Raw genomic sequence first — 23,899 nt, 5'->3', positions numbered from 1 at the left:
TATTCATCTCCCCCGCTGCCGGACGCTAGGCAGGCGCGCGAGGGACGACAAGGGTGAAATGAGGCTGTCCGCGATGCACGATGTCTTTTTTAGAGCGCCCCCCGCCACCAATATGCCGCCCGCACGTTGCGCGGGGATGAAACTGCGTATCCATGCCGCGATCGATTATGCGCTGCCCCAGCCGACCGATCTCATCCTCCATATCGAAGCGGCGCACCTGCCCGAGCAGACGGTATCCGATGCCCGGCTGGACCTGAGCGTGCTCGACCATTTCGCGCGTGTCGCCGCGCACGATCATATCGGCGAGCGCGTGCTGATGCGCGCGCAGGGGCAGCTGAAGGCGGATTATCATGCAACGGTGGAGATCCACCGCCTGCTCGCCGATGTGAGCGGGCTGGAAGCGCTGCCGCCGCACATGCTGCCGGGCGAGGCCGTGCAGTATCTGCTCGATTCCCATTATTGCCCTGGCAGCCAGTTCATCAGCTTTGTCGGCGAGACGTTTGGCGATCTGCAGGGCGGACAGCGCATCGCGGCGATCCGGGATTATGTCAGCGGGCATTTCCATTATCTGCCCGGCGTGAGCACGCCGGAGACGACGGCGCTGCAGACCTTCGTGCGCCGGCAGGGCGTGTGTCGCGATTTCGCGCATATGGTGATCGCGCTCGCCCGCGCCTCCTGCATCCCCGCCCGCTTCGCCAGCGTTTATGCGCCCAATGTCACCCCGCAGGATTTCCACGCGGTCGCCGAGGTCTTCCTGGATGGCAGCTGGCATCTGGTCGATGCGACCGGCATGGCCACGGAAGGGGAGATGGCCAAGATCGGCATCGGCCGGGATGCGGCCGACGTGGCCTTCCTGACTTCCTTCGGCCCGGTCATCATGAACAGTCAGACGGTCGAGGTTGAGGTGGTCGAGCAATAAAGCCGGCGCCCGGCTCAGGGTGCCGCATCGCCCTTGAAGGGATGGGCATCGGACCAGGCGCAGCCCGAGCGCAGCGCATCGCCGATCTGGAGCGTGGCCACGAACGGATAGGTGCGGTCGGACATGCCGTCCGAACAATCGCCCGGCGTCAACGTCATCGTGAAGGGCGCCGCGTTCAGCGTGCCGCTCCACGAGAGGCCGCCGCGCCCATCGAACCGCTCCACCGCGACCCGCTCGCCCTTGGGCGTCTCGGGCGTTTCATAGACCAGCGTCTTGCCGACGACCTGACCACCCCAGAACGGCTCAGTGCCGGTGAAGCGCACGGTCTCGTTCGCCGCAATCTCCGAATAAGGGCGGTTGTCGTCGCGATTCCCCGGCACATTGGGCTCATCGCCATGCGACTGGCAACCGGCGAGCAGCAGCGCGAGGGGCAGCGCCCGGACGATATTGAGGGTGACGGCGTCGATCATGCCTTCCCTCTGCGCCCGCTATGCTTTGCGGGCAAGCGCTTTGCGATGCTGGCGGGCTATCATGGTCGGGCAGGTCGGGGAGAGATGGAGCGCACGCCCGATCCATCACTGTAAGCGGATCAATCGATTTGAATTTGCGAACGGTTCTCAATAAATGATCAGCCACCCCGCTGCCGTGCCCGACCAGTGGAAAGATATTGAGGACTGCCATGCCCCGTGACCTGACCAAGACGCTGACCTATCTGGCCGTTCATCTGACCGTGGGGTTCACGGTGGCGTATCTGCTCACCGGATCGCTGGCGATGGCTGGCGGCATCGCGCTCATCGAACCGGCGGTGAATGCCGTGGCCTTCTTCTTCCATGAGAAGGCCTGGAAGGCGGCCGATGCCCGCGCGGCGGCGGCTCCAGCAGCGGTTCCGGGCGAGGCGTTCGATGCGCGCATGGCGGCGGTGCGCTGGGGGTGATCGTCCGACGGAAGGCGATCCGCGAATAAACGCGCTTTTGCGCAGCGGCAGGCGTAGGATGTGCGGTGCGGGCTGATGCGCCCGTCACCCCGAGAGGAACGCCAATGGCCAAGGGCCAGAAAAAGTCGAACAAGGAAGTCCGCAAGCCGAAGGCGGAAAAGCCGCCCAAGCAGAATGCGTCCCAGCCCAGCCAGAAGACCGGCGTGGTCAAGGGGCTGGAGAATATGCGGAACAGCTAAGATCAGGCGCGCGATGCCCACCTCCTGGCAACGACGCGCGGCACGGTGGGTGCTGGCGGCGGCCTATCTGGTCGCCGGTACTGCGCATCTGCGGACGCCGGCCGGCTTCATCGCCATCACGCCGGACTGGGTGCCCTGGCCGGCACAGGTGGTGATGCTGACGGGCGTTGCCGAGATCGCCGGGGCGCTGGGTCTCATGATCCCGCCGCTGCGCAGTGCGGCGGGCATGGCCCTCGCGCTCTATGCGCTGTGCGTCTGGCCGGCGAACCTCAACCATGCGCTGGGTGACATCGCCATCGGCGGCACGCATCTGGGCTGGTGGTATCATGCGCCCCGGCTGGCGCTGCAGCCGGTGATCATCTGGTGGGCGCTGTGGGCGAGCGGCGTGACCGACTGGCCCTGGCGGACCGGCGCCGCGCGCAAGCCCTAGCGCGCGCTGCCCGCGCCGCCCTTCTTCGCGCCGGCAGATTTGGCGGGCGCCTTGGCACCGGCTGGATTCCCGCCGGCTGGCTTCCCATTAGCCTGCTTGGCCTTGTGCGCGGCAATGTCCGCATCGATTGCCGCGATCCGCTCCCGCTCGGGCGTGTCGCGCGGCAGGCCTTTCAAGCGGCAGGTCGCCCACAGGGCCTTGCGCTCGGATTCCAGCGCCTTGAGATACAGATCGGCCATGCCGGCTCCTATGGGTTGCGTGGGAAAGGGGTGCCATCCCCTAGCGCATGGCAGGCGAGGAGGACAGAGCCGTGCGCGGCGCACGGGCGGCTCAGGCGAGCGTGACGAAAATCTCCGCCTCGATCACCCATTGCCCGGCCACCTCGCGCCACTTGGCGGTGTAGACGCCCGAGGCCGCCAGCGCGCCACTCTCCCGCGCGACGCCGCGCCATTCGCCCTGCTCCAGTGCGATCGGCTCGACCGGCGAGACGGTGATGGCGGCGGGGATGCGCTCATAGACGAGCCGGCTGGGCGAGGCGAACTCGCGCTGCCACACCCTCAGCTGAGCGGCCCGCCCGGCGATGACCGCGCTATCCGTGCCGGTGATCATCACGCAGTCCTTGCCCAGGATCGCGCCGATGGCCTGCGCGTCGCCATCGGCAATGGCGCGATTGAAGGCGGCGCGTCGGGCGCGGATGGGGAGGTCGGTGGGGGTGGTCATACGGCCCGTGCCAGAGATAGTGACGCGATTGACATTGTACAAAGCTCTGTCCATATTTAGGATATGCAGGCTGTATCCTATTCCGAAGCGCGCGAGAATTTGAAGTCGATGATCGACAAGGTCGTTGCGGATCGCGCACCGCTGGCCATCACGCGTCAGCGTGGTGAAGGAGCGGTGCTGGTCTCCGCGAGCGAATGGGCGTCGATCGAGGAAACACTGTACCTGCTGAGTTCGCCCAAAAATGCCGAGCGCTTGCTGGAAGCCGTGCGGGGCTTCGAGGCGGGCGGTGCCGGTGTTGATAACGAGGGCGTGCCACTCCCGTGAACGTGACGTTCTGGCCGACGGCGTGGGAAGATTATCGCCATTGGCAGGACCATGACCCCAAAATGTCCGAGAAGCTCAACGGGCTGATCGAGGAATGCCGGCGACATCCCTTCAAAGGCACCGGCAAGCCTGAGCCGTTGGGTGGCAATTTGTCAGGCTGGTGGTCGCGTCGGCTCAACCATGAGCATCGGCTGGTGTATCGGGTGGCGGGGAGCGGGAAGGACCAGACGCTACAAGTGGCGCAGTGCCGGTATCATTATTGAGAATTGGCCTAGTAATCCCCACATCGCGCTTGAGGGGAACGATTAGATGCGGTTTGATGCGGCAACTCTGGGATATGTCGAGGACGCTCTGAGCGAATGCTTTAATTACCACAAAGCCTTAGACAGATATCTTATTCGATCCGGTGTGCCTGGCGAAATGCTCAAGGCTGCTCGGGATCGAGCAGAGCTTATCGCGTCGAACTCCTCAAACAGAGAATATGACAGAGCGCCTAAGAGATTCGTTGTTCAGGAAGTTTTATCGGATCTTGATTCGGCGGGGGCCGAAGGCACCCGTATTGTATCCGCAATTGTTACGGGTTTGACGAGCGGCAATTTCCCGGACGCTTCTGCATCGGCATTGGCCGCAATTGAAGGATTGAAAAATAAGCAGAAGAGCGACGCTTTCGAAGCGCGACGTATTCGGGAAGAGAAGGAACTTCTCCGCTCCCAACAACGAGCAACCGAGGAGCGTAAGCGGACGGATGCTCTTTTAAAAAGAGAACAGGCACGCGTTATACTACATGAACGTTTCCTTAGTTTAATGACGGAAGGCAATGCACAAGCCCGGGGATATCTGTTAGAATCTTTCCTAAATGACCTATTTGAACTTGAAGGATTGGATCCTCGTTCGTCTTTCAAGTTAAAAGGTGAGCAGATTGACGGATCATTCTCTTGGCGATCCCGAACCAATCTCGTCGAAGCGAAATGGGTAAAGAGCCCAATTGCGGGCGCAGAATTTGGTGCATTCATCTATAAGATTGAGGGAAAGACTGCAGATACGAGAGGGATATACATATCGATCAATGGCTGTTCCGTGGAGGCGCTGAAAGGGCTTAATAGCAAAGGCTCACTGAAATTCATCTGCATTGACGGAGCGCATGTTATGCGAGTTGTCGCTGGAGGGGAAAGGCTGCCAGAGCTCATGGAGAAACTCTGGCGCCATGCCGACGAAACTGGCGAAGCTTATCTGCCAAACAATAAAATTGCCTAGAGAATTACAAGGTGGATATCCCGCCGCCTTGGCCCTCAATCCCGCTCCCGTCCCCCACTCCCCATATACAGCTCGCTCCCCGTCTCGCGGAACACCTTGCTCATCTCTTCCATCCCCTTGAGCGCCGCAGCCTTGCTCGCCGCCGCCGTCTCCGCACCGGTCGGGCCGGTGGCGATGAAGCCTTCCACGCCCTGATTCTGCTTGCCGGCGAAGTCGCGCACTTCCTGCGTGATCTTCATCGAGCAGAATTTCGGGCCGCACATGGAGCAGAAGTGCGCGGTCTTGGCGCCTTCTGCGGGCAGGGTCTGGTCGTGATATTGTTCGGCGGTTTCGGGATCGAGGCTGAGGTTGAACTGGTCGCGCCAGCGGAACTCGAAGCGGGCGCGGCTCAGTGCATCGTCGCGGACCTTGGCGGCGGGGTGGCCCTTGGCAAGATCGGCCGCGTGGGCGGCGAGCTTGTAGGTGACGACGCCGACCTTCACATCGTCGCGGTCGGGCAGGCCGAGATGCTCCTTGGGCGTGACGTAGCAGAGCATCGCCGTGCCATACCAGCCGATCTGCGCGGCGCCGATGCCGCTGGTGATGTGGTCATAGCCGGGCGCAATGTCCGTGGTGAGGGGGCCAAGCGTGTAGAAGGGCGCCTCGCCGCAGACCTGCAGCTGCTTCTCCATATTCTCCTTGATCTTGTGCATGGGCACATGGCCCGGCCCTTCGATCATCACCTGCACATCCTGCTTCCAGGCGCGGTGCGTCAGCTCGCCCAGCGTGTACAGCTCGGAGAATTGCGCTTCGTCATTGGCATCGGCAATGGAGCCGGGGCGCAGGCCATCGCCAAGGCTGTAGGCGATGTCATAGGCCTTCATGATCTCCGTAATCTCGTCGAAATGCTCGTAGAGGAAGCTCTCCTTGTGGTGCGCGAGGCACCATTTCGCCATGATCGACCCGCCGCGCGAGACGATGCCGGTGACGCGCTTGGCGGTCATGGGGATGTAGGCAAGGCGCACGCCGGCATGGATGGTGAAATAATCCACGCCCTGCTCGGCCTGCTCGATGAGCGTATCGCGGAAGATCTCCCAGGTCAGGTCCTCGGCAATGCCGCCGACCTTCTCCAGCGCCTGATAGATGGGCACGGTGCCGATGGGGACGGGGGAATTGCGGATGATCCACTCGCGCGTGTCGTGGATGTTGCGACCGGTGGAGAGGTCCATCACCGTGTCCGCGCCCCAGCGGATCGACCAGACCATCTTGTCGACCTCATTGGCGACATCGGACGCGACGGCGCTGTTGCCGATGTTCGCATTGATCTTCACCAGGAAGTTGCGGCCGATCGCCATCGGCTCGCTCTCGGGGTGGTTGATGTTGTTGGGGATGATGGCGCGGCCGCGCGCCACCTCATCGCGCACGAACTCGGGCGTCACATAATCGGGGATGCTGGCGCCGAAGCTCTCGCCATCGCGGATATATTCGGCGAGGCGCGCGCGGCCGAGATTTTCGCGCTCGGCAACATATTCCATCTCGGGCGTGATGATTCCGCGCCGGGCATAATGCATCTGGGAGACATTGGCGCCGGCCTTGGCGCGCAGCGGGCGCTTGACGACATTGGGGAAGGGGCGGACGCCGCCGGAGCGGTCCGGGCCAAGCTGGCCGTTGTCCTCCGGCTTCACCGCGCGGCCATCATAGGCCTCGACATCGCCGCGCCCGAGGATCCAGTCGCGGCGCAGGGCGGGGAGGCCGGCCATGATGTCGATCCGCGCGTCCGGGTCCGTATAGGGGCCGGACGTGTCATACACGCGCACCGGTGGCTCGCCGGAGCTGGGCTCGAGGTGAATCTCGCGCATCGCCACACGGTGCGGGCCGACATGGATCTTGCGGCTGCCACGAATGGGTCCGGTGGTGACGCCGATTTCGGCCTTAGCGGGGATGTCAGCCATGGGGATGAGCCTTTCTGTGAACGGAGGAATCAGAGGAAACCGGCACGGCCGGTGAGCCCGGCAACGCCGAGCAGAAGACCAAGGACGATCGCGGCGATCGCCCAGATGCGGGTGGCGGTCGCGGAGGAGACCGCGCGGCCGATGCGCAGCAACGGCCCCGGCACGGCGATCAGCAGCGCGCCCTTGATGAGCGCACCCCAGCCAAACAGCGTGACGAGGGTCGCGAGCGGATCGGTGAGACTGCTGTGGGTGAGCACAAGCGCCGCGCCGATGGCGAAGGTCACCACACCGGCGAGCAGCACCAGCCCGGGCGCGCGGTCGAAATCATCCAGTAGCGCGCGCCAGCGTTGCGGCGCGGAGAGGCCGGCAAGGCCAATGAGAATGAGATAAAGCCCTAGCACCTGCGCCAGTTGCAGGGTGAGCACGCTACCGGTCATCATCGCCGCCACCCTCCTCTCAAGGGCCGGCGCGCCTGTGGCTAAGGGAATGAGGGTGGCAAGACTGGCCACGCTCCGCTCCCTCCGCCGGTACGAGCCGGTTCAGGTTCAACGGGTCGGATGGCGCTACCCATCCCTCTCAGCCAGTCAGCAGGCTCCCCGGGGAAGGCAGGAGGATAGGCCCTCTGGAGCGAGAGTGCAATGGTGCCGTCAGCCGAAGAGGACTCACCGCGCGGGCGCCGTACGCAAGGCCCGCGCGGCGGTGGATCAGAAGGTGTAGGCCAGTCCCGCGCCGAACATCCACTGGTTGCGCGATCCGGCGAGGCGGACCACCGGGCTATCGGCGATGTCGCCGAGCAGGCGGGTATAGGCCACGCCACCGACCAGCGAGAGGCCGCCCGAGAGATCGCCGGTCAGGGCGATGTTGCCGGCGGCGGCGAGCGTCCAGTCCTTCCAGCCGCTGCCGGCGGTGTAGACGGGCAGGGTGCTTGCGGCGCTCTGTGCGGGAGTGATCGAGAAATAGGTGCCGGCATAATCGCCGTCGACATGATTGGCGCTAAAGGACACGACCGCGAGGCTCTTGGTGCTCAGCGGTGTCATGTAGCTGACCGAGGGGGTGATGATCGTGCCGCCATGGGCGCCCGCGACATCCTTACGCGCGGTGACCGTTGCGGAGAGGCGGTCATAATTGCTGGTGATGAGGCCCCAGCGGGCAATGCCGGCATAGCCGCCGAGCTCGACCGAGGTGCCGACCTTGCCGAGCGCGCGAATGCGCTCGTCGTCGATCTTGTCGACATTCGTGCGGTTGAGGCCGATGGTGGCGACCGGACCGAGCTGGAAATCCCAGCGCGAGCCACCATCGTTGATCAGATCGATGCTGGCGCGATTGCCGACGTACAGGAAGTTGAGACCGCCCAGCTTGCCCACCGCACCGGGCACCGGCGTGATGCTGGTGCCGTTGGCGCCCTCATATTCCGGGATCACTGCGGCGCCCAGGCCGATGGTCAGCCGGTCCCCCGCGCGGGCGCGTGCGGCTTCACGCTGCTCGGCAGCTTCGCTTGCCGCCGTTGTGGTCTGGCCGAGGGCGGGTGCCGACAAAGCGGGTGCGACGGCCAGAATGGCGAGAAGACAAGGGGATAGGGAGGGGAAGGGGCGCAAGTTGAAACTCCGACAAGAGGCTGATCCGTGCAACGCCGCAGGAGGCAGAAGGCTCCCGCTGCGCCGATCACGCCCGTCTCTGCGTCGACAATCCTGTCCGCCTGCGTCCTTCCGGCATCACGCAGGATGCCGTGCGCGGTCAGTTGAGCCGCATCAGTCCCGCCACGGTGAGGGCCAGCCCGCAGACCAGCGTCAGCGCCACCCAGATGCGCTGCATGTTTGCCAGATTGCGCAGCCAGAAGTGGAAGTAGAGGTCCGAGAAGGCGAGCACGACCAGCGCCTCGATCATCATGATGCCGCCAATGGCCTTCATGATGCACGTGAGGATATCCGCCGGAATCCATGGATTGGCAAGATAGACCGCGGCGCCGAGGATCAGCTCCACCAGCCCGCAGAGCAATTGCAGGGCAGGCGACTGCTCGATCTCCTTGACCATCGTCTGCCACAGGCCGGGCTTGCGCAGCGCGCCGATGGCGGCGGCCAGCGTAAACGCCCCGAGCAGCATGGCCGCCCAGGCCGTTGCATCAATCATGTCGAACTCTGCCACTGATCTCTCCCGATGATGCCCGCCCCCGGGCAGCATGGGGCAGGCGATTGGTCCGGGGCCTTGTGGGCTCCTCGGCTGGCGCGGACTTTAGCGCGGGTGCGCGGGCGGTCCAGATGGAATTTTGCGGGATTATCTGACGGCGGTGAAGGAAGGTTGCCGGTGGGTTTCATGCCCTCTCCCCTTGAGGGAGAGGGATGCGCAGACTTGGCAGCCTGCTGCCTTAGTCGAAGCTGGGAGAGGGGTAAGCGATCCAAAGGATCTCGCGGATCAGAGATCCGCCACCCCTCATCCAACTCCGCCTAGCCGCCAGAAGGCGGCAAGGCTGCGTATCCTTCTCCCTCAAGGGGAGAAGGGTGAAGGGTGTTCGTTATATCCTCTTGGCTTGACACACGTCGCCCGCCGGGGGGTGTCAATGCGGCCGTGGCGCGCTATGGCGCGGGGCATGAGCGACAGCGCCCCGCATACTCCCCCGCCCTTCCGCGTGCCGGTCGATCCCCAGTCCGCGCGGTTCGCCTTCAGCATCGCCGCCACGGACGGCAAGGCCCGCACCGGCGAGATCGTCATGAAGCGCGGCGTGATCCGCACGCCGGCCTTCATGCCCGTCGGCACGGCGGCGACCGTCAAGGCGATGCGCCCTGCGGAAGTGCGCGCGGCGGGCGCGGATATCATCCTGGGCAATACCTATCACCTGATGCTGCGACCCGGTGCGGAGCGGGTGGCGGCGCTGGGCGGACTGCATGCGCTCTCCGGCTGGGAGCGGCCGATCCTCACGGATAGCGGTGGCTATCAGGTGATGAGCCTGTCTGCGCTCACCAAGGTGACCGAGCAGGGCGTCGCCTTTGCCAGCCATATCGATGGCTCGCGCCATATGCTCAGCCCCGAGCGATCGATGGAAATCCAGCGGCTGCTCGGCAGCGACATCGTGATGTGCTTTGACGAGCTGGTTCCGACCACCACCAGCCGCGATGCGCAGGCGCAGGCCATGGAGCGCTCGATGCGCTGGGCGGCGCGCTCGCGCGCGGGCTTCGATGCGGGCGGAGACCATGCCGCGCGGGCGGCGCTGTTCGGAATCCAGCAGGGCGCGCTCGATGAGGAACTGCGCAAGCAGTCCGCGCAGGCGCTCGTTGAGATCGGCTTCGATGGCTATGCCGTCGGCGGCCTTGCCGTGGGCGAGGGGCAGGAGGCGATGTTCGCCTGCCTCGACCATTGCGTGGGCCATCTGCCGGCCGAAAAGCCGCGCTATCTGATGGGCGTGGGCAAGCCGGACGATATCGTCGGTGCGGTGGAGCGCGGCATCGATATGTTCGATTGCGTGCTGCCGACCCGCTCCGGGCGGAACGGGCAGGCCTTCACATGGGCCGGACCGCTCAACATCCGCAATGCGCGCTTTGCCGAGGATCCGACGCCGCTCGACGCGCGCTGCACCTGCCCGGTCTGCGGCAGCGTCAGCCGCGCCTATCTGCATCATCTGGTCAAAGCCGGTGAGATGCTGGGTGCGATGCTGATGACCCAGCACAATCTCCATTTCTATCAGGCGCTGATGGCGGGGCTGAGGGATGCGATCGCCGCCGGGCGGCTCACCGAGTTCGCGAGCCGCTTCCGCGCCGATTATGCGAGCAAGGCGTTTTGAGCGCGCCCTTGCAGCTCGCCGATTTCGACATCGACCTGTTCCTGCGGGAGTATTGGCAGCGCAAGCCGCTGCTCATCCGCAATCCGTGGAGCCAGTGGATCAACCCGCTGGAGCCGGACGATCTCGCCGGCCTCGCCTGCGAAGATGAGGTGGAATCGCGGCTGATCACCCAGGCCGGCACCGACTGGGTCGTCGAGCACGGACCGCTGGACGAGGCGCGCTTTGGCGCGCTCGGCGATGCGCCATGGACGCTGCTGGTGCAGGCGGTCGATCATTACGTCGAAGAGGTGGCCGCGCTGATGGCGCCCTTCCGCTTCATCCCCAACTGGCGGATGGATGATGTGATGGTGAGCTATGCCACCGATGGTGGCGGGGTCGGGCCGCATTTCGACCAATATGACGTGTTCCTCATCCAGGGCGCAGGCAAAAGGCGCTGGCAGATCGGCGGTCTGTGCGACGAGGCGACGCCGTTGCGCCCGCATGACGACCTGCGCCTGCTGGCGGACTTCGTGCCGACGCAGGAATGGGTGCTGGAGCCGGGCGACATCCTCTATCTGCCACCGGGCATCGCGCATGATGGCGTGGCGGTCGGGCCGGACTGTATGACCTATTCCATCGGCTTTCGCGCGCCTTCCCAGCGCGACCTGATCGAGGACTGGAGCGCCCATGTCGCAGAAGGGCTGGCCGAGGATGATCGTTATGCCGATCCCGGCCTGCCGCCCCAGACCAATCCCGGCGAGATCACGCCCGAGGCGCTGGCCCGGCTGCACGATCTGGCGACGCAGGCGCTGGCGGATCGCGCCGGATTCGCGCGCTGGTTCGGGCAAGCGAGCAGCACGCCCAAATATCCGCAGGCAGACTGGCGGCCTGAAGCGCCGGTGCTGGCGGAGGATATGCAAGAGACGCTGAACGACGGCTTGCCGGTGCGCCGCAATCCGGCAAGCCGCTTCGTGTTCGTCCGTGACGGGGCCGATGCCTTGACGCTGTTCGTCGATGGCGAGGCGTTTGCCTGCTCGGGGGAGGCAGCGCGCTTCGCCGAGCAGCTCTGTGCAGGAGATGACGTGCCGGTGAAGACCCCGGATGCGGCGGTGCTGGCGCTGATCGCGGCGCTGGCCAATCAGGGCAGCGTCACCCTCGATCCAGAGGATTAAGCGGACGATGGCGCGGCTCATTCTTTTCAACAAACCCTATGGCGTGCTCCCGCAATTCACCGATGCGCGCTCGCCCTCGCCACGCCCGACGCTCGCGGCCTATATCGATGTGCCAGGCGTCTATCCCGCCGGTCGGCTGGACCGGGACAGCGAGGGGCTGCTGCTGCTCACCGATGACGGCCGCTTGCAGGCGCGCATCTCCGACCCCCGCTACAAGACACCCAAGACCTATCTCGTGCAGGTGGAGGGCGAGCCGGACGAGCCGGCGCTCGAGCGCTTGCGGCGCGGCGTCATGCTCAACGACGGCATGACCCGCCCCGCGCAGGCCGATCGCATCGCACCGCCGGACCTCTGGGAGCGCGATCCCCCGATCCGCGTGCGCAAGAGCGTGCCCGATTGCTGGCTGCGCCTCAACATCAGCGAAGGCCGTAACCGCCAGGTGCGCCGGATGACCGCAGCGGTCGGCAATCCCACGCTGCGTCTGGTGCGCTGGCAGGTGGGGGCGTGGACGCTGGACGGACTGGCGCCGGGAGAATGGCGCGAGGTGGCGGTTTAGGCCTCCCAATCCTCACGTGGGATTGAAATGCGCATTTGATAGGATTAAATCCTACTGGTTCGCCCCGCAGGAGCTTACCATGCGATCTACGCAGCAACTGAGCGTGACATTGCCCATCGATATGGCGGCGCAGGTCAAGGCGCGGGTCGCGTCGGGTGAATATGCCAGCGAAAGTGAAGTGATCCGGGATGGGCTGCGAGCTCTTCAGGCGCGAGAGCAGGCTGTGGAGGCCTGGCTGCGTGAAGACGTCGCGCGGACTTATGATGCGATGCAGGCTGACCCGCGCCGCGCGCGGTCTCCGGCGGACGTGAAGGCCGCGCTGGCCGCAGAACGCGCCGCCACGTCCTGATCGAATGCAAAGCGTGGTCAGTTTTGCGCCGGAAGCCGAAGCGCAACTGATCTCCTTGTTCCGCTATATTGCTCGCGAAGCGTCCGCTGATATCGCCAGTCGCTACGTCGGAGCCATTGTCGAGCATTGCGAGAAGCTCGCCGATTTCCCCCACCGCGGGACACCGCGCGACGACCTTCGCCCTGGTCTGCGCACGATCGCTTTCCGGAGGCGGGTGACGATTGCTTATTCGGCCATCGGCGTGAGCGTCACCGTTCTCGGTATTTTCTATGGCGGACAGGATTTCGCGGCGTTGCTTGCCGATGACGCTTGAGGTGGGCTCGCGTCACGCCCACCCACTCTTCCCGCCCATCCCTCCTGCCGCTAAGAGGCGGCAATGGAGAGCCTGACCACCACCCCTATTACCGATGCCCTCGCCCGCGCGCGGGCGCATTCGCCGTTTCTGGCGCGGCAGATCGATGTCTATCCCGAGCTGGTTGCACTGTTGCTTCAGGGGGGTGCGGAGGCTGCATGGGCGGCCGGACGGGCGTTGGAGCGCGATGCGGCGGTGGATCGGCGTCTGCGGGTGCGGCGCAGCGCGCTCGCGCTGGTGGCAGCGATTGCCGATCTGGCCGGACTCTGGGATCTGGATATCGTCACCCGGCGGCTCTCCGACTTTGCCGACGAAGCCATCGAAACGGCGCTGAACGCGGCCTTTGCCGAGCGCTACCCGGATGAGGCGCCGCGCGGCATCGCGGTGATCGCGCTGGGCAAGCATGGCAGCCGGGAGCTGAACTACAGCTCGGACATCGACCCGATCCTGATCTTCGATCCTGACACGATCCCGACGCGCGGCAAGGAAGAGCCACAGGAGGCAGCGCTACGGCTGGCGCGGCGGATGGTGGCGCTGCTCACCGAGCGGACCGGGGACGGCTATGTGTTCCGGGTCGATCTGCGGCTGCGCCCATCGCCCGAGGTTTCGCCGATCATCCTGCCGGTCGAGGCGGCGATCAGCTATTATGAGAGCGCGGCGGTCGGCTGGGAGCAGGCGGCATTCGTGCGGGCGCGGGCGGCGGCGGGCGACATCGCGCTGGGTGAGGAGTTTCTGAGCACGATCCGGCCGTTCGTCTGGCGGCGCAGTCTGGATTTCGGTGCGATCCGGGCGATCAGCGATGTCTCGCGCCGCATCCGAGCGCACTACGCCAGTGGTCAGCGCTTCGGCCCCGGCTTCGACTTGAAGCGCGGGCGCGGCGGCATTCGCGAAGTGGAGTTCTTCGCGCAGGCGCACCAGCTCATTCAGGGCGGGCGCAACCCTGCGCTGCGGGCACCGGCCACGCGCGCGGCGCTGCGCGTGCTGGGCGAGGCGGGGTTGATCAAGCCTGACGAGCGCGCGCGGCTCGATGCGGCCTATGTGATGCTCCGCACGATCGAGCATCGTCTGCAGATGGTCGATGACCGGCAGACGCACATGCTCCCGGAAAGCCCGGCTGCGCTCGAGAATGTCGCGCAGCTGGCCGGCTATGCCGACGGCGCGGCGCTGCTCGCGGCATTGCGGCCGCATGTCGAGGCGACCGGCCTCACTTTCGATGGGCTGGTCGGCGAGGATGAGGAAGGCGATGATCGCCTGCCCGATGAGCCGCGCGCACTGGCGCAGCGGCTGGAAGACATCGGCATTGAAGAGACCGAGCCCTTCGTCGCGCGCATCACCCGCTGGCGGGACGGCAGCCTGCGTCCGCTGCGCAGCGCCCCGGCGCGCGAGGCGCTGGAGGAGCTGCTGCCCGGCCTGATGCGCCAGATCGCCCGTGCGCCGGCGCCGCTGACTGCGCTCAACAAGCTGGATCAGGTGATCGAAGGCCTGCCCACGGCGGTCAATCTGCTGCGCCTGCTGGTCGCGCGCCCGGCACTGGCCGAGACGCTGGTGACGATCCTCTCGCACGCGCCCACGCTGGCCGATGCGCTGGGGCGCCGCGCGGCGCTGTTCGACGGGCTGATCGACCAGAGCGCGCTCGATCTGCCGCCCGATGTGCCAACGCTCATCGAGACGATGCGCACGCATGATGCCGGCGATGACTTCCAGCACCGGCTCGATCATGTCCGCCATGTGGTGGGCGAGCGGCGTTTTGCGCTGGGCGTGCAGATCGTCAGTCGCGAGGTCGATCCGCTTGAGGTCGGGCGAGGCTATGCGCGGGTGGCGGAGGCGGCGGTGGATGTGCTCGCCGCAGCTGCCGTGGCGGAGTTCGAGCAGACCCATGGCCGGGTGCCGGGTAGCGAGCTGGCCATCCTGGCGCTCGGGCGTTTCGGTGGCGGATTGCTCACCCACGCCTCCGACCTCGATCTGATCTTCCTGTTCAGCGGCGATTTCAACGCGGAATCGGACGGGCGCCGGCCCTTGGGCGCGACGCTCTATTATAACCGCCTCTCCCAGCGGGTGATCAACGCGCTCTCCGTGCCGACGGCCGCCGGAGCGCTTTATGAAGTCGATACGCGGTTGCGCCCCTCGGGCAACCAGGGGCCGCTCGCGGTCAGCTTCGAAAGCTTTGCGCGCTATCAGGCGGAGGCGGCGTGGGCCTGGGAGCATCTGGCGCTCACCCGTGCCCGTCCGGTGTTCGGATCGCCCAGCGCCCGCGCCGCGCTGGACGAGATCGTCCGGCAGACGCTGATGGTCGAACGCGACCTCGCGCAACTGCTCGCGCAGGCGGTGAAGATGCGGCGCGACATCGCCACCCACAAGCCGCCAGCCGGGCCACTCGACGTGAAGCTGATGCCGGGCGGCCTCGTCGATCTGGAATTCCTCATCCATGTGACGCAGCTCACCCATCGCACTGGCTTCTCGCCCAGTCTCAACATCGCGCTGGAGAAACTGGTCGCCGCCGGGCTCCTTGATGACGCGCTGCGTGAGGCCGCGGACCTGCTGACTCGCTATCTGGTCGTCGCTCGCCTCGTCGCGCCGCAATCGAGCGAACCGGTGGAGGAAAGCCGCTGGCTGGTCGCACGGGCCTGCGGGGCCCGCGACTGGGGCGAGCTGCTTGCCCGAATCGATGCCGCGCGGCAGATCATCGCCACGAGCTGGAACGCGCTGGCCGGCCAGGCGGCGCCATCGGAAGGAACGACATGATGCTGAGCCAAGGCGATACCCTGCCCGACGTCACTCTCACCGGTGCGGACGAGGCGCCGATCCGGCTCGCGGATTTTCGTGGCAAGCCGCTGGTCGTCTATTTCTACCCCAAGGCCGATACGCCGGGTTGCACCACCGAAGCGATCGACTTCACCGGGCTGATCGGTGATTTTGGCGCGCTGGGCGTGCCGGTGATCGCGGTCTCCAAGGATGCGCCGGCCAAGCTCAAGCGCTTCGCCGACAAGCACAGCCTCGCCGTCACGCTGGCGTCCGATGGCGATGGCAGCGTGTGCGAGGCCTTCGGCACCTGGGTCGAGAAGAGCCTTTATGGCCGCAAATATATGGGCATCGAGCGCGCGACCTTCCTGGCGGATGTGGACGGAAAGATCGTGCGCGTGTGGCCCAAGGTGAAGGTGAAGGGTCACGCCGCCGAGGTTCTGGAGGCGGTGAAGGGGCTGGGATGAGGGTTTGTGCCACGGATTGCGCGGCAGATCGACCTCTCTTCTCGCGTCACCCCGGGCTTGACCCGGGGTCCCGCTTCTTCAGACAAGCAGATCGAACCTGTCATTCCAGTCGGGATTATCCCGTTCGATCAGCGCGAACTTCCATTCGCGTCGCCAGCGCTTGAGCCGTTTCTCGTGAGCGATGCATTGGGCAATGTCCTCGCCCGGCTCCGCCCACACCAGTCGGGCTAATCCATAGCGGGCGCAGAAGTCCGATCCTGTTCCGCTGCGATGCTGAAGAACGCGCGCGCCGAGATGAGCGGTCACGCCGACATACATCGTGCCGCGATAGCGATCTGCCATGATGTAGACCCAGCCACCCTGTCGCTCCCGATCCATGGACTTATGTGCTGAGAAGCGAGACCCCGGGTCAAGCCCGGGGTGACGGAGTTGAGGTGGCGCTTCCAAAATCCATCCCCAGTCTTATCCACAGTCCTCCACAGTTGGACGCACCCTCGGCTCTTGCGCCGCACCTCGGAAGAGAGGACAATGCCTCCCCCATGTCAGAAAACACGATCCGTCTTGCTCCGGTGCCCGATGTGCCCGGCTCTGAAGCCCGTATGCCGCGCAATGTGGAGGCGGAGGCTGCGCTGATCGGCGCGTTGATGATCGACAACCGGATCGTCGAGGACGTGCAGATGGAGTTGCGCGCCGAGCATTTCTTCGAGCCGCTGCACGGGCGCATCTATGAGGCGATCCTCAAGCTGGTCGATCGCAACATGGTCGCCAATCCGGTGACCTTGAAGCCACTGCTGGAGAGCGACCCGGCGCTCAAGGAACTGGGCGGCCCGGCCTATCTCGCGCAGCTCACCGGCAGCGGCGCGGCGGTGATCGGCGCGCGCGATTTTGCGCGGCAGGTCTATGATCTGGCGCTGCTGCGCGAGCTGGTCGGCGTCGGACGGGAGCTGGTCGACAAGGCGCTCGATACCTCCGATGCCATCGACCCTAAGGGGCAGATCGAGCAGGCGGAACTGGCGCTCTATGCCGTGGCCGAGCAGGGCGGCGATACCGGCAGCATGAAGACCTTCGCGCAGGCGACGCGGCTTGCAGTCGGCATGGCGGAGAAGGCGCTCAATTCCGGCGGCCATGTCTCGGGCATCACCTCGGGCCTGGATGGCCTGAACAACCGCACCGGTGGCCTTCATCCGTCGGACCTCATCATCGTTGCCGGGCGCCCGGGCATGGGCAAGAGCTCGCTGGCGACCAACATCGCCTATAATGCCGCCAGCCGGTGGATGCGCGACATGGCCGACGGCATCCCGCCGGAAAAGTCGATCGGCGCGCCGGTTGCGATCTTCAACCTGGAAATGTCCGCCGACCAGCTGGCGACGCGTATTCTCGCCGAGCAGTCGGGCATCAGCGGCGAGAAGCTGCGCATGGGGCGGATCAACCATAGCGAGTTCCAGAACCTCGTCCGCGCCTCGCGCGAGTTGCAGGATCTACCGCTGTTCATCGACGATACCGCTGGCCTCACCATCGCGGCGATGCGCACCCGTGCCCGCCGCCTCAAGCGCCGGCACAATATCGGCATGATCGTGGTCGACTATCTCCAGCTGCTGCAAGGCTCGGGCAAGACCGGCGACAGCCGCGTCAACGAGATTTCCGAGATCAGCCGTGGCTTGAAGACCCTCGCCAAGGAGCTGATGGTGCCGGTGATCGCGCTCTCCCAGCTCAGCCGCGCGGTGGAAAGCCGCGAGGATAAGCGCCCGCAACTCTCGGACCTGCGCGAATCCGGCTCGATCGAGCAGGACGCCGACATGGTGTGGTTCCTCTACCGCGAGGACTATTATGAGATGAGCAAGGAGCCCAAGATCGAGGACGAGGGCGCTTATGCCGCCTGGCGCGAGAAGATGGACCGGATCACCGGCCATTCCGAGCTGATCGTGGCCAAGCAGCGCCACGGCGCCACGGGCAAGGTGCGGCTCTACTTCGATTCCAAGATCACGCGGTTCACCGATCTGGCGGACGATAGCTATGCCGGGGCGGATGATGGTTATGAGTGAAGGATTGAAGGAGGGCGCCTGAGCTCTTCCCGGCGGCTAGGGGCGGTTGTGGCAGATGTTGTGTTCCTGCGAAGGCAGGAACCCAGGGCACAATCGACCGGCTTCTCCGCCCTGGGCTCCTGCCTCCGCAGGAGCACGTGGGTGCGATGATGGTGCGGCGGACTTAAACCGCCTGTCCCGCCGCATGGGCGCTGGCCCACGCCCACTGGAAATTATAGCCGCCCAGCCAGCCGGTCACATCCACCGCCTCACCAATCACGTGCAAACCTGGAACCGCCTTGGCCTCCATCGTCTGCGAGGAGAGGCCGGCGGTATCGACGCCGCCCGCTGTCACCTCCGCCTTGGCATAGCCTTCGCTGCCATTGGGCATGAACGTCCAGTCCGCCAGACGCGCTTGTGCGGCGGCAAGGGCGCGGTCGGGCAGGTTGCCGAGCTCCGCCTCCAGCGCAAGATCGGCCGCCAGCCGGTCCGCGAGGCGCTCCGCCAGCGCGGCGCGGAGCAGGCGGCGCAGGGTCATGCGCGGGGCCTCGCGCTTGGCGGCAAGCAGCCAGTCGCGCGGATGATCGGGCAGAAAATCGATGCCAACGCCCTCGCCATGGCGCCAGTAGGAGGAGATTTGCAGAATCGCCGGACCGGAGAGGCCGCGATGTGTGAACAGCGCCGCCTCGCGAAAGCGCGTCTTGCCGGTGCGGGCGACGACATCGGCCGAGACGCCGGACAGCTCGCGAAACAGCGCATCGTCACCGCTGAGGGTCAGCGGCACCAGCGCCGGGCGCGGCTGCACGATCTTGAGGCCGAACTGGCGGGCAAGATCATAGGCAAAGCCGGTCGCGCCCATCTTGGGAATGGACGGCCCGCCGGTGGCGATGACCAGCGCCGGCGCGGTCGCGATGCCGCGCGGCGTGTCGACGTGGTACTGGCCATCCGCATGGGTGACCTCCCGGATCGGGCAGGCGCAGGCGATGTCGACAGCGCCCTTCGCGCACTCCTCCAGGAGCATGGCGACGATCTGCCGCGCGCTACCGTCGCAGAAGAGTTGCCCCAACGTCTTCTCGTGCCAGGCGATGCCGTAGCGCTCGACCAGCGCGAGGAAATCCTGCGCGGTGTAGCGGCTGAGCGCGGATTTGGCGAAATGGCGATTGCTGGAGAGGTAGCGATCCGGCGCGGTGTGGAGGTTGGTGAAATTGCACCGTCCGCCGCCGGAAATGAGGATTTTCTTGCCCGGCTCGTCGGCATGATCGAGCAGCAGCACCTTGCGCCCCCGCTGCCCGGCCACCGCCGCACACATCAACCCCGCCGCGCCGGCGCCGAGGATAATGGCGTCATAGGGGGTGGGGGAGGTGGGCATGGGGGCTTTCGAACCTAAGGATGAGGCGCAATGCCTACGCCGTGACGACCAGGTTTGGGCAAGTTACTCTCTCCCCTTGAGGGGAGAGATACGCAGGCTTGCCGATTTATCGGCTAGCCGGAGTAGAGAGGGGCGAGTTGCTGCGCCGAGTTTCCCCTCTCCCAACCCTCTCCCCTTAAGGGGAGAGGGCTATTCAGTTAGCTGGACCCCGGGTCAAGCCCGGGGTGACGATAGATCAAGCGGCAATCTCGAACAGGCCCCGAGACCCTCGGCGCCGAGCTTCCCCTTCAAAACGCCGGCTGGTTGGCCGGGTCTTCCGGGTCCGCCAGCGGCGTCGAGCTGGTGTGGATGCCGCATTCCACCTTGTCCCAGCCGCGCCAGCGACCGGCACGCGGGTCTTCGCCCGGCATCACCTTGCTGGTGCAGGGTTCGCAGCCGATCGAGAGATAGCCCTGTGCTTCCAGCGGATGGCGGGGCAGGTCGTGCGCGGTGAAATAGGCTTCCAGCGCCGCCTTGTCCCAATCACCCAGCGGATTGATCTTCAGGCGCCCGTCCTCGATCTCGAAGCGCGGCAGGTTCTGGCGCGTCACGGACTGGAAGGCCTTGCGCCCGCTAATCCACGCATCGAGGCCTTGCTTGGCGCGCGCCAGCGGCTCGACCTTGCGGATTTCGCAGCAGCCATCGGGGTCGTAGGACCAGCGCAGGCCCTTGTCGTCCTTCGCCGCCAGCACGTCGGCCTTCGGCTCGACCACGCGGCTATCGGTGAAGCCGAGCGTGCGGATCAGCGTATCGCGATAGTCCAGCGTCTCGGGGAACATCTTGAGCGTATCGACGAAAATCACCGGCACGCTCTTGTCCGCCTGCGCGATGAGGTGAAGCAGCACCGCGCTTTCCGTGCCGAAGGAGGAGACGACGGCGACCGTGCCCAGCGCATCCTCGGCGAACAGCGTCTTGAGCATCGTGCCCGCATCCACGCCCGCAAAGCGCGCGTTGAGCGCGTCCGCATCCGCCTGCGTCCAGCGCGGGGCGGCGTCGATCCGGTCGATCTGGCGAGCGGCTTCAGCCATTGCTTGCTCCGTGGCGCTGCGCCCAGATCGGCGCGCGCGGATCGACGGTCTTCTGATAGACGCCGGGGAAGCCGTTGAGCGCTGCCTCGACCAGCGCAGGGTCGAGCGGCTTGTCCGGCCGGAAGCTGTCAAACCCGCAGCGGACCATGTGGCTGATCTGATCGACCGCGACATCACCCACCGCGCGCAACTCGCCGGCATAGCCAGCCTCACGCAGGATGCGCGCCGCCGAATAGCCGCGCCCGTCACCGAACACGGGGAAGTTCACCTCCACCAGCGCCACGCGGTCCAGATGCGGCAGCAATTCGCGGGCGTCCTCGCCCGGCTCGATGCGTACCGCGGCCGAATTGCTCTGGCCGGAAAAGGCCTCCAGCGTCACGGCGGGCAGTTCGGCTGCCTCGCCGCCTTCACGCAGGGACAGATATTCAAGCATAAAGTGCCTCCTTGAACGGGGCCATGCCGATCCGGCGGAAGGTGTCGACGAAGCGCTCGCCCTCCTGCCGGTTGGCGAGATAGACGTTGGTGGCCTTCTCGACCGCATCGACAATGCCGTTCTCGTCGAAACCAGGACCAGTGATCTGGCCAAGGCTGACATCGTCCGCGCCGGAACCGCCGAGCAGGAGCTGGTAATTCTCCACACCCTTCCGATCGACGCCGAGAATGCCGATATTGCCGGCATGATGGTGGCCGCAGGCATTGATGCAGCCGCTGATCTTCAGCTTCAGTTCGCCCAGCTCCTTCTGCCGATCGAGATCGGAGAAGCGCTGCGCGATCTTCTGCGCGACCGGGATCGAGCGCGCATTGGCAAGGCTGCAATAATCCAGGCCCGGGCAGGCGATGATGTCGCTGATGAGATCGAGATTGGCGGTGCCAAGATCGGCTTCTTCCAGCGCCTTCCACAGCGCGTAGAGATCCGCCTTCTTGACATGCGCCAGCACGATGTTCTGGGCGTGGGTGACGCGCAGCTCATCGAAGCTGTATTTCTCCGCCAGCTCGGCCATCAGGTCGATCTGCGCGGAGGAGGCATCGCCCGGAATGCCGCCAATGGGCTTCAGGCTGATGTTGACGATGGCATAGCCCGGCACCTTGTGCGGCTTCACCTGCGTGCTCACCCAGGCCGCGAAATCGCGGTCGGAGAGGTCGATCTCGTCCGAGAGGCCGGTCTCATAGGCCGGCGGCGCGAAGTGATCGGCAATGCGCGCCAGTTCGGCAAGCGGCGGATCGAGCCCGAGCGTCTTCATATGCGCGAACTCTTCCTCGACCTGGCGGGTATATTCCTCCCGGCCCATTTCGTGAACGAGGATCTTGATCCGCGCCTTGTACTTGTTGTCGCGTCGGCCGTGGCGATTGTAGACGCGCAGGCACGCCTCCAGATAGGAGACGATTTCAGCGAAGGGCACGAAGTCGCGGATTTCCGGCGCGACCATCGGCGTGCGGCCCATGCCGCCACCCACGAACACGCGAGCGCCAATCTCGTCATCCTTCTTCACCAGCTCGATGCCGATGTCATGCAGGCGCATGGCCGCGCGATCCTCTGCGCTCGCGATCACCGCGATCTTGAACTTGCGCGGCAGATAGGTGAACTCCGGGTGGAAGCTCGACCACTGGCGCAGCAGCTCCGCGAGCGGGCGCGGATCGGCGACCTCGTCGGCGGAGACGCCGGCATATTGGTCGGACGAGATATTGCGGATGCAGTTGCCGCTGGTCTGGATGGCGTGCATCTCCACCGATGCGAGATCGGCGAGAATGTCCGGCGCGTCCGCGAGCTTGATCCAGTTATACTGGATGTTCTGGCGGGTGGTGAAATGGCCGTAATCGCGGTCATATTTGCGCGCGATGTGGGCGAGCATATGCATCTGCTTGCCCGACAGCGTGCCATAGGGAATGGCGACGCGCAGCATATAGGCGTGCAACTGGAGATACAGGCCGTTCATCAGGCGGAGCGGGCGGAACTGCGCCTCGCTCAGCTGCCCGTCGAGGCGACGCTGGGTCTGGTCGCGGAATTCGGCAACGCGGGCATCCACCATCGCCTGATCGTAAGTGTCGTACTGATACATGGTCTTACTTTCCGTTCGCTTCGAGCGAAGTCGAGAAGCGTTGGGTGCGGCGTGTCTCGACTTCGCTCGACACGAACGGCAGGGTGGTTTGGCGCGCCATCATATCACCCAGTTGCCGGCATTGGGGTCGGCGGGTTTGAGGCTCAGGTCGAGGCGCACGGTCGGGCCGAGCGCGCGGATGCGCTCCTTGATGTGGGCGGGGCGGATATTGCCCTCACCATCCTGCTCGCCGTCGATCACATAGGCTTCGTTCACGCGACGCGCGGCGGCTTCGGCCTGGGCGATTTCCGCGCCCTTCTCGCCGACGTCCACGGCGTCGTTCACATGGATGGACCAGCCTTGGCCAGTCCACCAGATGACGTCGCCTGTGGCGAGATCATTGCCGGTCAGGATATTCATGTCGTCAGTGGCTCCCCGCACCTGTGCTGTGCTCAATGTGAAATGATCCAAGCGGCAGGCAATCGAGCGCATCGGCATGCCGCACGACCTCCCCCACCACGATCAGCGCCGGACTCGCGACCGCCTCGCGCGCCACGAGATCGCCAAGATCGGCGAGCAGGCTGCGCAGCACGCGCTGATCGGGGCGCGTCGCTTTCTCAATGACCGCGACCGGCGTCGAGGGCGAGAGCCCGTCGCGCATCAGCTTCTCGGCAATATCCTGGCTGGTCGCGAGGCCCATATAGATGACGAGCGTGCGTCCGGGCCCGGCCAGGCCGACCCAATTCTGCTCGGAAAGACCCTTGCACTGCCCCGCGACGAAGCTGACGATGCTGGCATCCTCGCGATGCGTGAGTGGCAGGCCGGCACTGGCGCCGCCGCCGACCGCCGCGCTGATGCCGGGCACGACCTCGCAGCGCACGCCAGCCTCGCGGCAGGCCTCCAGCTCTTCGCCGCCCCGCCCGAAAATGAAGGGATCGCCGCCCTTGAGGCGCACGACGTCACGGCCCGAAAGCGCCTCGCCGACGAGCAGCGAATTGATCGCCTCCTGCTTCATCGAATGGCGCGAGCGTTGCTTGGCGACTGAGATCAGCTCCGCCTCTGGCGAGGCCAAAGCGAGGATGGCGGCATCGACGAGACCGTCATGCACGATCAGGCTCGCCCGGCCGATCAAACGGGCAGCACGTACCGTCAGCAGATCGGGATCGCCCGGACCTGCGCCAACGAGATAGACCGTGCCGGCCGTAAAGGACTCAGAGTGCGCCATGGGTGGTAGATGCGTTCGAGCACCTAAGCCCGCAACCGACGCTT

The 23,899-nt window shown here is 65.4% G+C and carries 29 protein-coding genes and 1 riboswitch; of the genes, 15 read left to right on the top strand and 14 right to left on the bottom strand.

What is annotated here, in order from left to right:
* Positions 1-136 precede the first annotated feature (136 nt).
* The gene (locus tag M2335_RS14450) at positions 137-919 is read left to right on the top strand and encodes a transglutaminase-like domain-containing protein (RefSeq protein ID WP_264576563.1); all 783 of its coding nucleotides are present in this window, start codon (positions 137-139) and stop codon (positions 917-919) included.
* A 14-nt stretch (positions 920-933) separates the two neighbouring features.
* Here M2335_RS14450 and M2335_RS14445 read toward each other — a convergent pair whose 3' ends face one another.
* Positions 934-1,389, bottom strand: a complete 456-nt coding sequence (locus M2335_RS14445) for a COG3650 family protein (RefSeq protein ID WP_264595125.1) — start codon at positions 1,387-1,389, stop codon at positions 934-936.
* Positions 1,390-1,598: 209 nt separating this feature from the next.
* Here M2335_RS14445 and M2335_RS14440 point away from each other — a divergent pair, with 209 nt between their 5' ends.
* The 3 genes from M2335_RS14440 (at position 1,599) to M2335_RS14430 (ending at position 2,522) form a co-directional block, all read left to right on the top strand.
* Positions 1,599-1,853 (top strand): DUF2061 domain-containing protein, encoded by a 255-nt coding sequence (locus M2335_RS14440; protein WP_264595124.1) that lies wholly within the window; start codon positions 1,599-1,601, stop codon positions 1,851-1,853.
* Positions 1,854-1,957: 104 nt separating this feature from the next.
* Entirely contained in the window at positions 1,958-2,092 is a 135-nt protein-coding gene (locus M2335_RS14435) for a hypothetical protein (protein ID WP_264572020.1), read from the top strand.
* A 13-nt stretch (positions 2,093-2,105) separates the two neighbouring features.
* Positions 2,106-2,522 carry a DoxX family protein gene (locus M2335_RS14430; protein WP_264595123.1) on the top strand — a complete coding sequence of 139 codons (417 nt, stop codon included), beginning with the start codon at positions 2,106-2,108 and terminating at the stop codon, positions 2,520-2,522.
* Here M2335_RS14430 and M2335_RS14425 read toward each other — a convergent pair.
* Both M2335_RS14425 and M2335_RS14420 read right to left on the bottom strand, forming a co-directional pair.
* A complete protein-coding gene (locus M2335_RS14425; RefSeq protein WP_264572022.1) occupies positions 2,519-2,761 on the bottom strand; it encodes a hypothetical protein in 243 nt (80 codons plus the stop codon). The genes M2335_RS14430 and M2335_RS14425 overlap by 4 nt on opposite strands.
* A gap of 91 nt (positions 2,762-2,852) precedes the next feature.
* Complete coding sequence (locus tag M2335_RS14420) at positions 2,853-3,242, bottom strand: nuclear transport factor 2 family protein (RefSeq protein WP_264574444.1); 390 nt, start codon at positions 3,240-3,242, stop codon at positions 2,853-2,855.
* A 63-nt stretch (positions 3,243-3,305) separates the two neighbouring features.
* On the opposite strand from M2335_RS14420, the gene M2335_RS14415 reads away from it, so the two are divergent.
* From M2335_RS14415 to M2335_RS14405, 3 genes are read left to right on the top strand one after another with little or no spacing between them, the layout of a single operon-like run.
* Positions 3,306-3,566 carry a type II toxin-antitoxin system Phd/YefM family antitoxin gene (locus M2335_RS14415; RefSeq protein ID WP_264574445.1) on the top strand — a complete coding sequence of 87 codons (261 nt, stop codon included), beginning with the start codon at positions 3,306-3,308 and terminating at the stop codon, positions 3,564-3,566.
* Positions 3,563-3,829, top strand: coding sequence for a Txe/YoeB family addiction module toxin (locus M2335_RS14410; protein ID WP_264574446.1), 267 nt, complete (start codon positions 3,563-3,565; stop codon positions 3,827-3,829). Before M2335_RS14415 ends, M2335_RS14410 begins: the two co-directional genes overlap by 4 nt.
* A gap of 46 nt (positions 3,830-3,875) precedes the next feature.
* On the top strand, positions 3,876-4,820 hold the full coding sequence (locus M2335_RS14405) for a hypothetical protein (RefSeq protein ID WP_264595122.1): 945 nt from the start codon (positions 3,876-3,878) through the stop codon (positions 4,818-4,820).
* 35 nt (positions 4,821-4,855) lie between these two features.
* On the opposite strand, the gene thiC is transcribed toward M2335_RS14405, so the two are convergent.
* The 4 genes from thiC to M2335_RS14385 form a co-directional block, all read right to left on the bottom strand.
* Complete coding sequence (gene thiC, locus M2335_RS14400) at positions 4,856-6,751, bottom strand: phosphomethylpyrimidine synthase ThiC (RefSeq protein WP_264595121.1); 1,896 nt, start codon at positions 6,749-6,751, stop codon at positions 4,856-4,858.
* A 29-nt stretch (positions 6,752-6,780) separates the two neighbouring features.
* Positions 6,781-7,191 carry a DUF2065 domain-containing protein gene (locus tag M2335_RS14395; protein WP_264595120.1) on the bottom strand — a complete coding sequence of 137 codons (411 nt, stop codon included), beginning with the start codon at positions 7,189-7,191 and terminating at the stop codon, positions 6,781-6,783.
* A gap of 58 nt (positions 7,192-7,249) precedes the next feature.
* Positions 7,250-7,360, bottom strand: a riboswitch (TPP riboswitch).
* A gap of 95 nt (positions 7,361-7,455) precedes the next feature.
* Positions 7,456-8,286, bottom strand: coding sequence for a MipA/OmpV family protein (locus M2335_RS14390; protein WP_264592249.1), 831 nt, complete (start codon positions 8,284-8,286; stop codon positions 7,456-7,458).
* A gap of 199 nt (positions 8,287-8,485) precedes the next feature.
* Positions 8,486-8,893: a hypothetical protein gene (locus M2335_RS14385; RefSeq protein WP_181558714.1), complete on the bottom strand. Its 408-nt coding sequence runs from the start codon at positions 8,891-8,893 to the stop codon at positions 8,486-8,488.
* 442 nt (positions 8,894-9,335) lie between these two features.
* Between M2335_RS14385 and tgt the strand changes: the two genes are divergently transcribed.
* The 7 genes from tgt (at position 9,336) to bcp (ending at position 16,137) form a co-directional block, all read left to right on the top strand.
* Complete coding sequence (gene tgt, locus M2335_RS14380) at positions 9,336-10,523, top strand: tRNA guanosine(34) transglycosylase Tgt (protein ID WP_264595119.1); 1,188 nt, start codon at positions 9,336-9,338, stop codon at positions 10,521-10,523.
* A gap of 8 nt (positions 10,524-10,531) precedes the next feature.
* Complete coding sequence (locus M2335_RS14375) at positions 10,532-11,674, top strand: cupin domain-containing protein (protein WP_264595425.1); 1,143 nt, start codon at positions 10,532-10,534, stop codon at positions 11,672-11,674.
* A 7-nt stretch (positions 11,675-11,681) separates the two neighbouring features.
* Complete coding sequence (locus M2335_RS14370; RefSeq protein WP_264595118.1) at positions 11,682-12,230, top strand: pseudouridine synthase; 549 nt, start codon at positions 11,682-11,684, stop codon at positions 12,228-12,230.
* A 79-nt stretch (positions 12,231-12,309) separates the two neighbouring features.
* A complete protein-coding gene (locus tag M2335_RS14365; protein ID WP_264584279.1) occupies positions 12,310-12,579 on the top strand; it encodes a type II toxin-antitoxin system ParD family antitoxin in 270 nt (89 codons plus the stop codon).
* 4 nt (positions 12,580-12,583) lie between these two features.
* Positions 12,584-12,892, top strand: a complete 309-nt coding sequence (locus M2335_RS14360) for a type II toxin-antitoxin system RelE/ParE family toxin (RefSeq protein ID WP_264595117.1) — start codon at positions 12,584-12,586, stop codon at positions 12,890-12,892.
* Between the two features lie 63 nt (positions 12,893-12,955).
* The gene (locus tag M2335_RS14355) at positions 12,956-15,673 is read left to right on the top strand and encodes a bifunctional [glutamine synthetase] adenylyltransferase/[glutamine synthetase]-adenylyl-L-tyrosine phosphorylase (protein ID WP_264595116.1); all 2,718 of its coding nucleotides are present in this window, start codon (positions 12,956-12,958) and stop codon (positions 15,671-15,673) included.
* A complete protein-coding gene (gene bcp, locus M2335_RS14350; RefSeq protein ID WP_264595115.1) occupies positions 15,673-16,137 on the top strand; it encodes a thioredoxin-dependent thiol peroxidase in 465 nt (154 codons plus the stop codon). Before M2335_RS14355 ends, bcp begins: the two co-directional genes overlap by 1 nt.
* Before the next feature lie 78 nt (positions 16,138-16,215).
* On the opposite strand, the gene M2335_RS14345 is transcribed toward bcp, so the two are convergent.
* On the bottom strand, positions 16,216-16,515 hold the full coding sequence (locus M2335_RS14345) for a GIY-YIG nuclease family protein (RefSeq protein WP_264595114.1): 300 nt from the start codon (positions 16,513-16,515) through the stop codon (positions 16,216-16,218).
* 161 nt (positions 16,516-16,676) lie between these two features.
* Between M2335_RS14345 and M2335_RS14340 the strand changes: the two genes are divergently transcribed.
* Positions 16,677-18,179, top strand: a complete 1,503-nt coding sequence (locus M2335_RS14340; RefSeq protein ID WP_181558720.1) for a replicative DNA helicase — start codon at positions 16,677-16,679, stop codon at positions 18,177-18,179.
* A 163-nt stretch (positions 18,180-18,342) separates the two neighbouring features.
* On the opposite strand, the gene M2335_RS14335 is transcribed toward M2335_RS14340, so the two are convergent.
* The 6 genes from M2335_RS14335 to cobA all read right to left on the bottom strand — a co-directional run bounded on the left by M2335_RS14335 (position 18,343) and on the right by cobA (position 23,855).
* On the bottom strand, positions 18,343-19,527 hold the full coding sequence (locus M2335_RS14335) for an NAD(P)/FAD-dependent oxidoreductase (protein ID WP_264595113.1): 1,185 nt from the start codon (positions 19,525-19,527) through the stop codon (positions 18,343-18,345).
* A 287-nt stretch (positions 19,528-19,814) separates the two neighbouring features.
* On the bottom strand, positions 19,815-20,594 hold the full coding sequence (locus M2335_RS14330; protein WP_264574460.1) for a phosphoadenylyl-sulfate reductase: 780 nt from the start codon (positions 20,592-20,594) through the stop codon (positions 19,815-19,817).
* On the bottom strand, positions 20,587-21,027 hold the full coding sequence (locus tag M2335_RS14325) for a DUF934 domain-containing protein (protein ID WP_264595112.1): 441 nt from the start codon (positions 21,025-21,027) through the stop codon (positions 20,587-20,589). Before M2335_RS14325 ends, M2335_RS14330 begins: the two co-directional genes overlap by 8 nt.
* Positions 21,020-22,651, bottom strand: coding sequence for a nitrite/sulfite reductase (locus M2335_RS14320; protein WP_181558724.1), 1,632 nt, complete (start codon positions 22,649-22,651; stop codon positions 21,020-21,022). Before M2335_RS14320 ends, M2335_RS14325 begins: the two co-directional genes overlap by 8 nt.
* 99 nt (positions 22,652-22,750) lie before the next feature.
* The gene (locus tag M2335_RS14315) at positions 22,751-23,050 is read right to left on the bottom strand and encodes a DUF2849 domain-containing protein (protein WP_181558725.1); all 300 of its coding nucleotides are present in this window, start codon (positions 23,048-23,050) and stop codon (positions 22,751-22,753) included.
* 4 nt (positions 23,051-23,054) lie between these two features.
* Positions 23,055-23,855 carry a uroporphyrinogen-III C-methyltransferase gene (gene cobA / locus M2335_RS14310; protein ID WP_264572044.1) on the bottom strand — a complete coding sequence of 267 codons (801 nt, stop codon included), beginning with the start codon at positions 23,853-23,855 and terminating at the stop codon, positions 23,055-23,057.
* Between the last annotated feature and the right edge of the window lie 44 nt (positions 23,856-23,899).

It is taken from the genome of Sphingobium sp. B12D2B, from assembly GCF_025961775.1.
In the GTDB taxonomy this organism is placed as follows: domain Bacteria; phylum Pseudomonadota; class Alphaproteobacteria; order Sphingomonadales; family Sphingomonadaceae; genus Sphingobium.
The sequence above is the reverse complement of the archived record's forward strand: the minus strand, read 5'-3'. Positions and strand labels throughout refer to the sequence as shown.

Excerpts from the sequence above, each read along its gene's own strand:
- M2335_RS14450 (WP_264576563.1), top strand. The coding sequence starts at position 137 with ATGAAACTGCGTATCCATGCCGCGATCGATTATGCGCTGCCCCAGCCG.
- M2335_RS14445 (WP_264595125.1), bottom strand. The coding sequence starts at position 1,389 with ATGATCGACGCCGTCACCCTCAATATCGTCCGGGCGCTGCCCCTCGCG.
- M2335_RS14440 (WP_264595124.1), top strand. The coding sequence starts at position 1,599 with ATGCCCCGTGACCTGACCAAGACGCTGACCTATCTGGCCGTTCATCTG.
- M2335_RS14435 (WP_264572020.1), top strand. The coding sequence starts at position 1,958 with ATGGCCAAGGGCCAGAAAAAGTCGAACAAGGAAGTCCGCAAGCCGAAG.
- M2335_RS14430 (WP_264595123.1), top strand. The coding sequence starts at position 2,106 with ATGCCCACCTCCTGGCAACGACGCGCGGCACGGTGGGTGCTGGCGGCG.
- M2335_RS14425 (WP_264572022.1), bottom strand. The coding sequence starts at position 2,761 with ATGGCCGATCTGTATCTCAAGGCGCTGGAATCCGAGCGCAAGGCCCTG.
- M2335_RS14420 (WP_264574444.1), bottom strand. The coding sequence starts at position 3,242 with ATGACCACCCCCACCGACCTCCCCATCCGCGCCCGACGCGCCGCCTTC.
- M2335_RS14415 (WP_264574445.1), top strand. The coding sequence starts at position 3,306 with ATGCAGGCTGTATCCTATTCCGAAGCGCGCGAGAATTTGAAGTCGATG.
- M2335_RS14405 (WP_264595122.1), top strand. The coding sequence starts at position 3,876 with ATGCGGTTTGATGCGGCAACTCTGGGATATGTCGAGGACGCTCTGAGC.
- thiC (WP_264595121.1), bottom strand. The coding sequence starts at position 6,751 with ATGGCTGACATCCCCGCTAAGGCCGAAATCGGCGTCACCACCGGACCC.
- M2335_RS14395 (WP_264595120.1), bottom strand. The coding sequence starts at position 7,191 with ATGATGACCGGTAGCGTGCTCACCCTGCAACTGGCGCAGGTGCTAGGG.
- tgt (WP_264595119.1), top strand. The coding sequence starts at position 9,336 with ATGAGCGACAGCGCCCCGCATACTCCCCCGCCCTTCCGCGTGCCGGTC.
- M2335_RS14370 (WP_264595118.1), top strand. The coding sequence starts at position 11,682 with ATGGCGCGGCTCATTCTTTTCAACAAACCCTATGGCGTGCTCCCGCAA.
- M2335_RS14365 (WP_264584279.1), top strand. The coding sequence starts at position 12,310 with ATGCGATCTACGCAGCAACTGAGCGTGACATTGCCCATCGATATGGCG.
- M2335_RS14360 (WP_264595117.1), top strand. The coding sequence starts at position 12,584 with ATGCAAAGCGTGGTCAGTTTTGCGCCGGAAGCCGAAGCGCAACTGATC.
- M2335_RS14355 (WP_264595116.1), top strand. The coding sequence starts at position 12,956 with ATGGAGAGCCTGACCACCACCCCTATTACCGATGCCCTCGCCCGCGCG.
- bcp (WP_264595115.1), top strand. The coding sequence starts at position 15,673 with ATGCTGAGCCAAGGCGATACCCTGCCCGACGTCACTCTCACCGGTGCG.
- M2335_RS14345 (WP_264595114.1), bottom strand. The coding sequence starts at position 16,515 with ATGGATCGGGAGCGACAGGGTGGCTGGGTCTACATCATGGCAGATCGC.
- M2335_RS14340 (WP_181558720.1), top strand. The coding sequence starts at position 16,677 with ATGTCAGAAAACACGATCCGTCTTGCTCCGGTGCCCGATGTGCCCGGC.
- M2335_RS14335 (WP_264595113.1), bottom strand. The coding sequence starts at position 19,527 with ATGCCCACCTCCCCCACCCCCTATGACGCCATTATCCTCGGCGCCGGC.
- M2335_RS14330 (WP_264574460.1), bottom strand. The coding sequence starts at position 20,594 with ATGGCTGAAGCCGCTCGCCAGATCGACCGGATCGACGCCGCCCCGCGC.
- M2335_RS14325 (WP_264595112.1), bottom strand. The coding sequence starts at position 21,027 with ATGCTTGAATATCTGTCCCTGCGTGAAGGCGGCGAGGCAGCCGAACTG.
- M2335_RS14320 (WP_181558724.1), bottom strand. The coding sequence starts at position 22,651 with ATGTATCAGTACGACACTTACGATCAGGCGATGGTGGATGCCCGCGTT.
- M2335_RS14315 (WP_181558725.1), bottom strand. The coding sequence starts at position 23,050 with ATGAATATCCTGACCGGCAATGATCTCGCCACAGGCGACGTCATCTGG.
- cobA (WP_264572044.1), bottom strand. The coding sequence starts at position 23,855 with ATGGCGCACTCTGAGTCCTTTACGGCCGGCACGGTCTATCTCGTTGGC.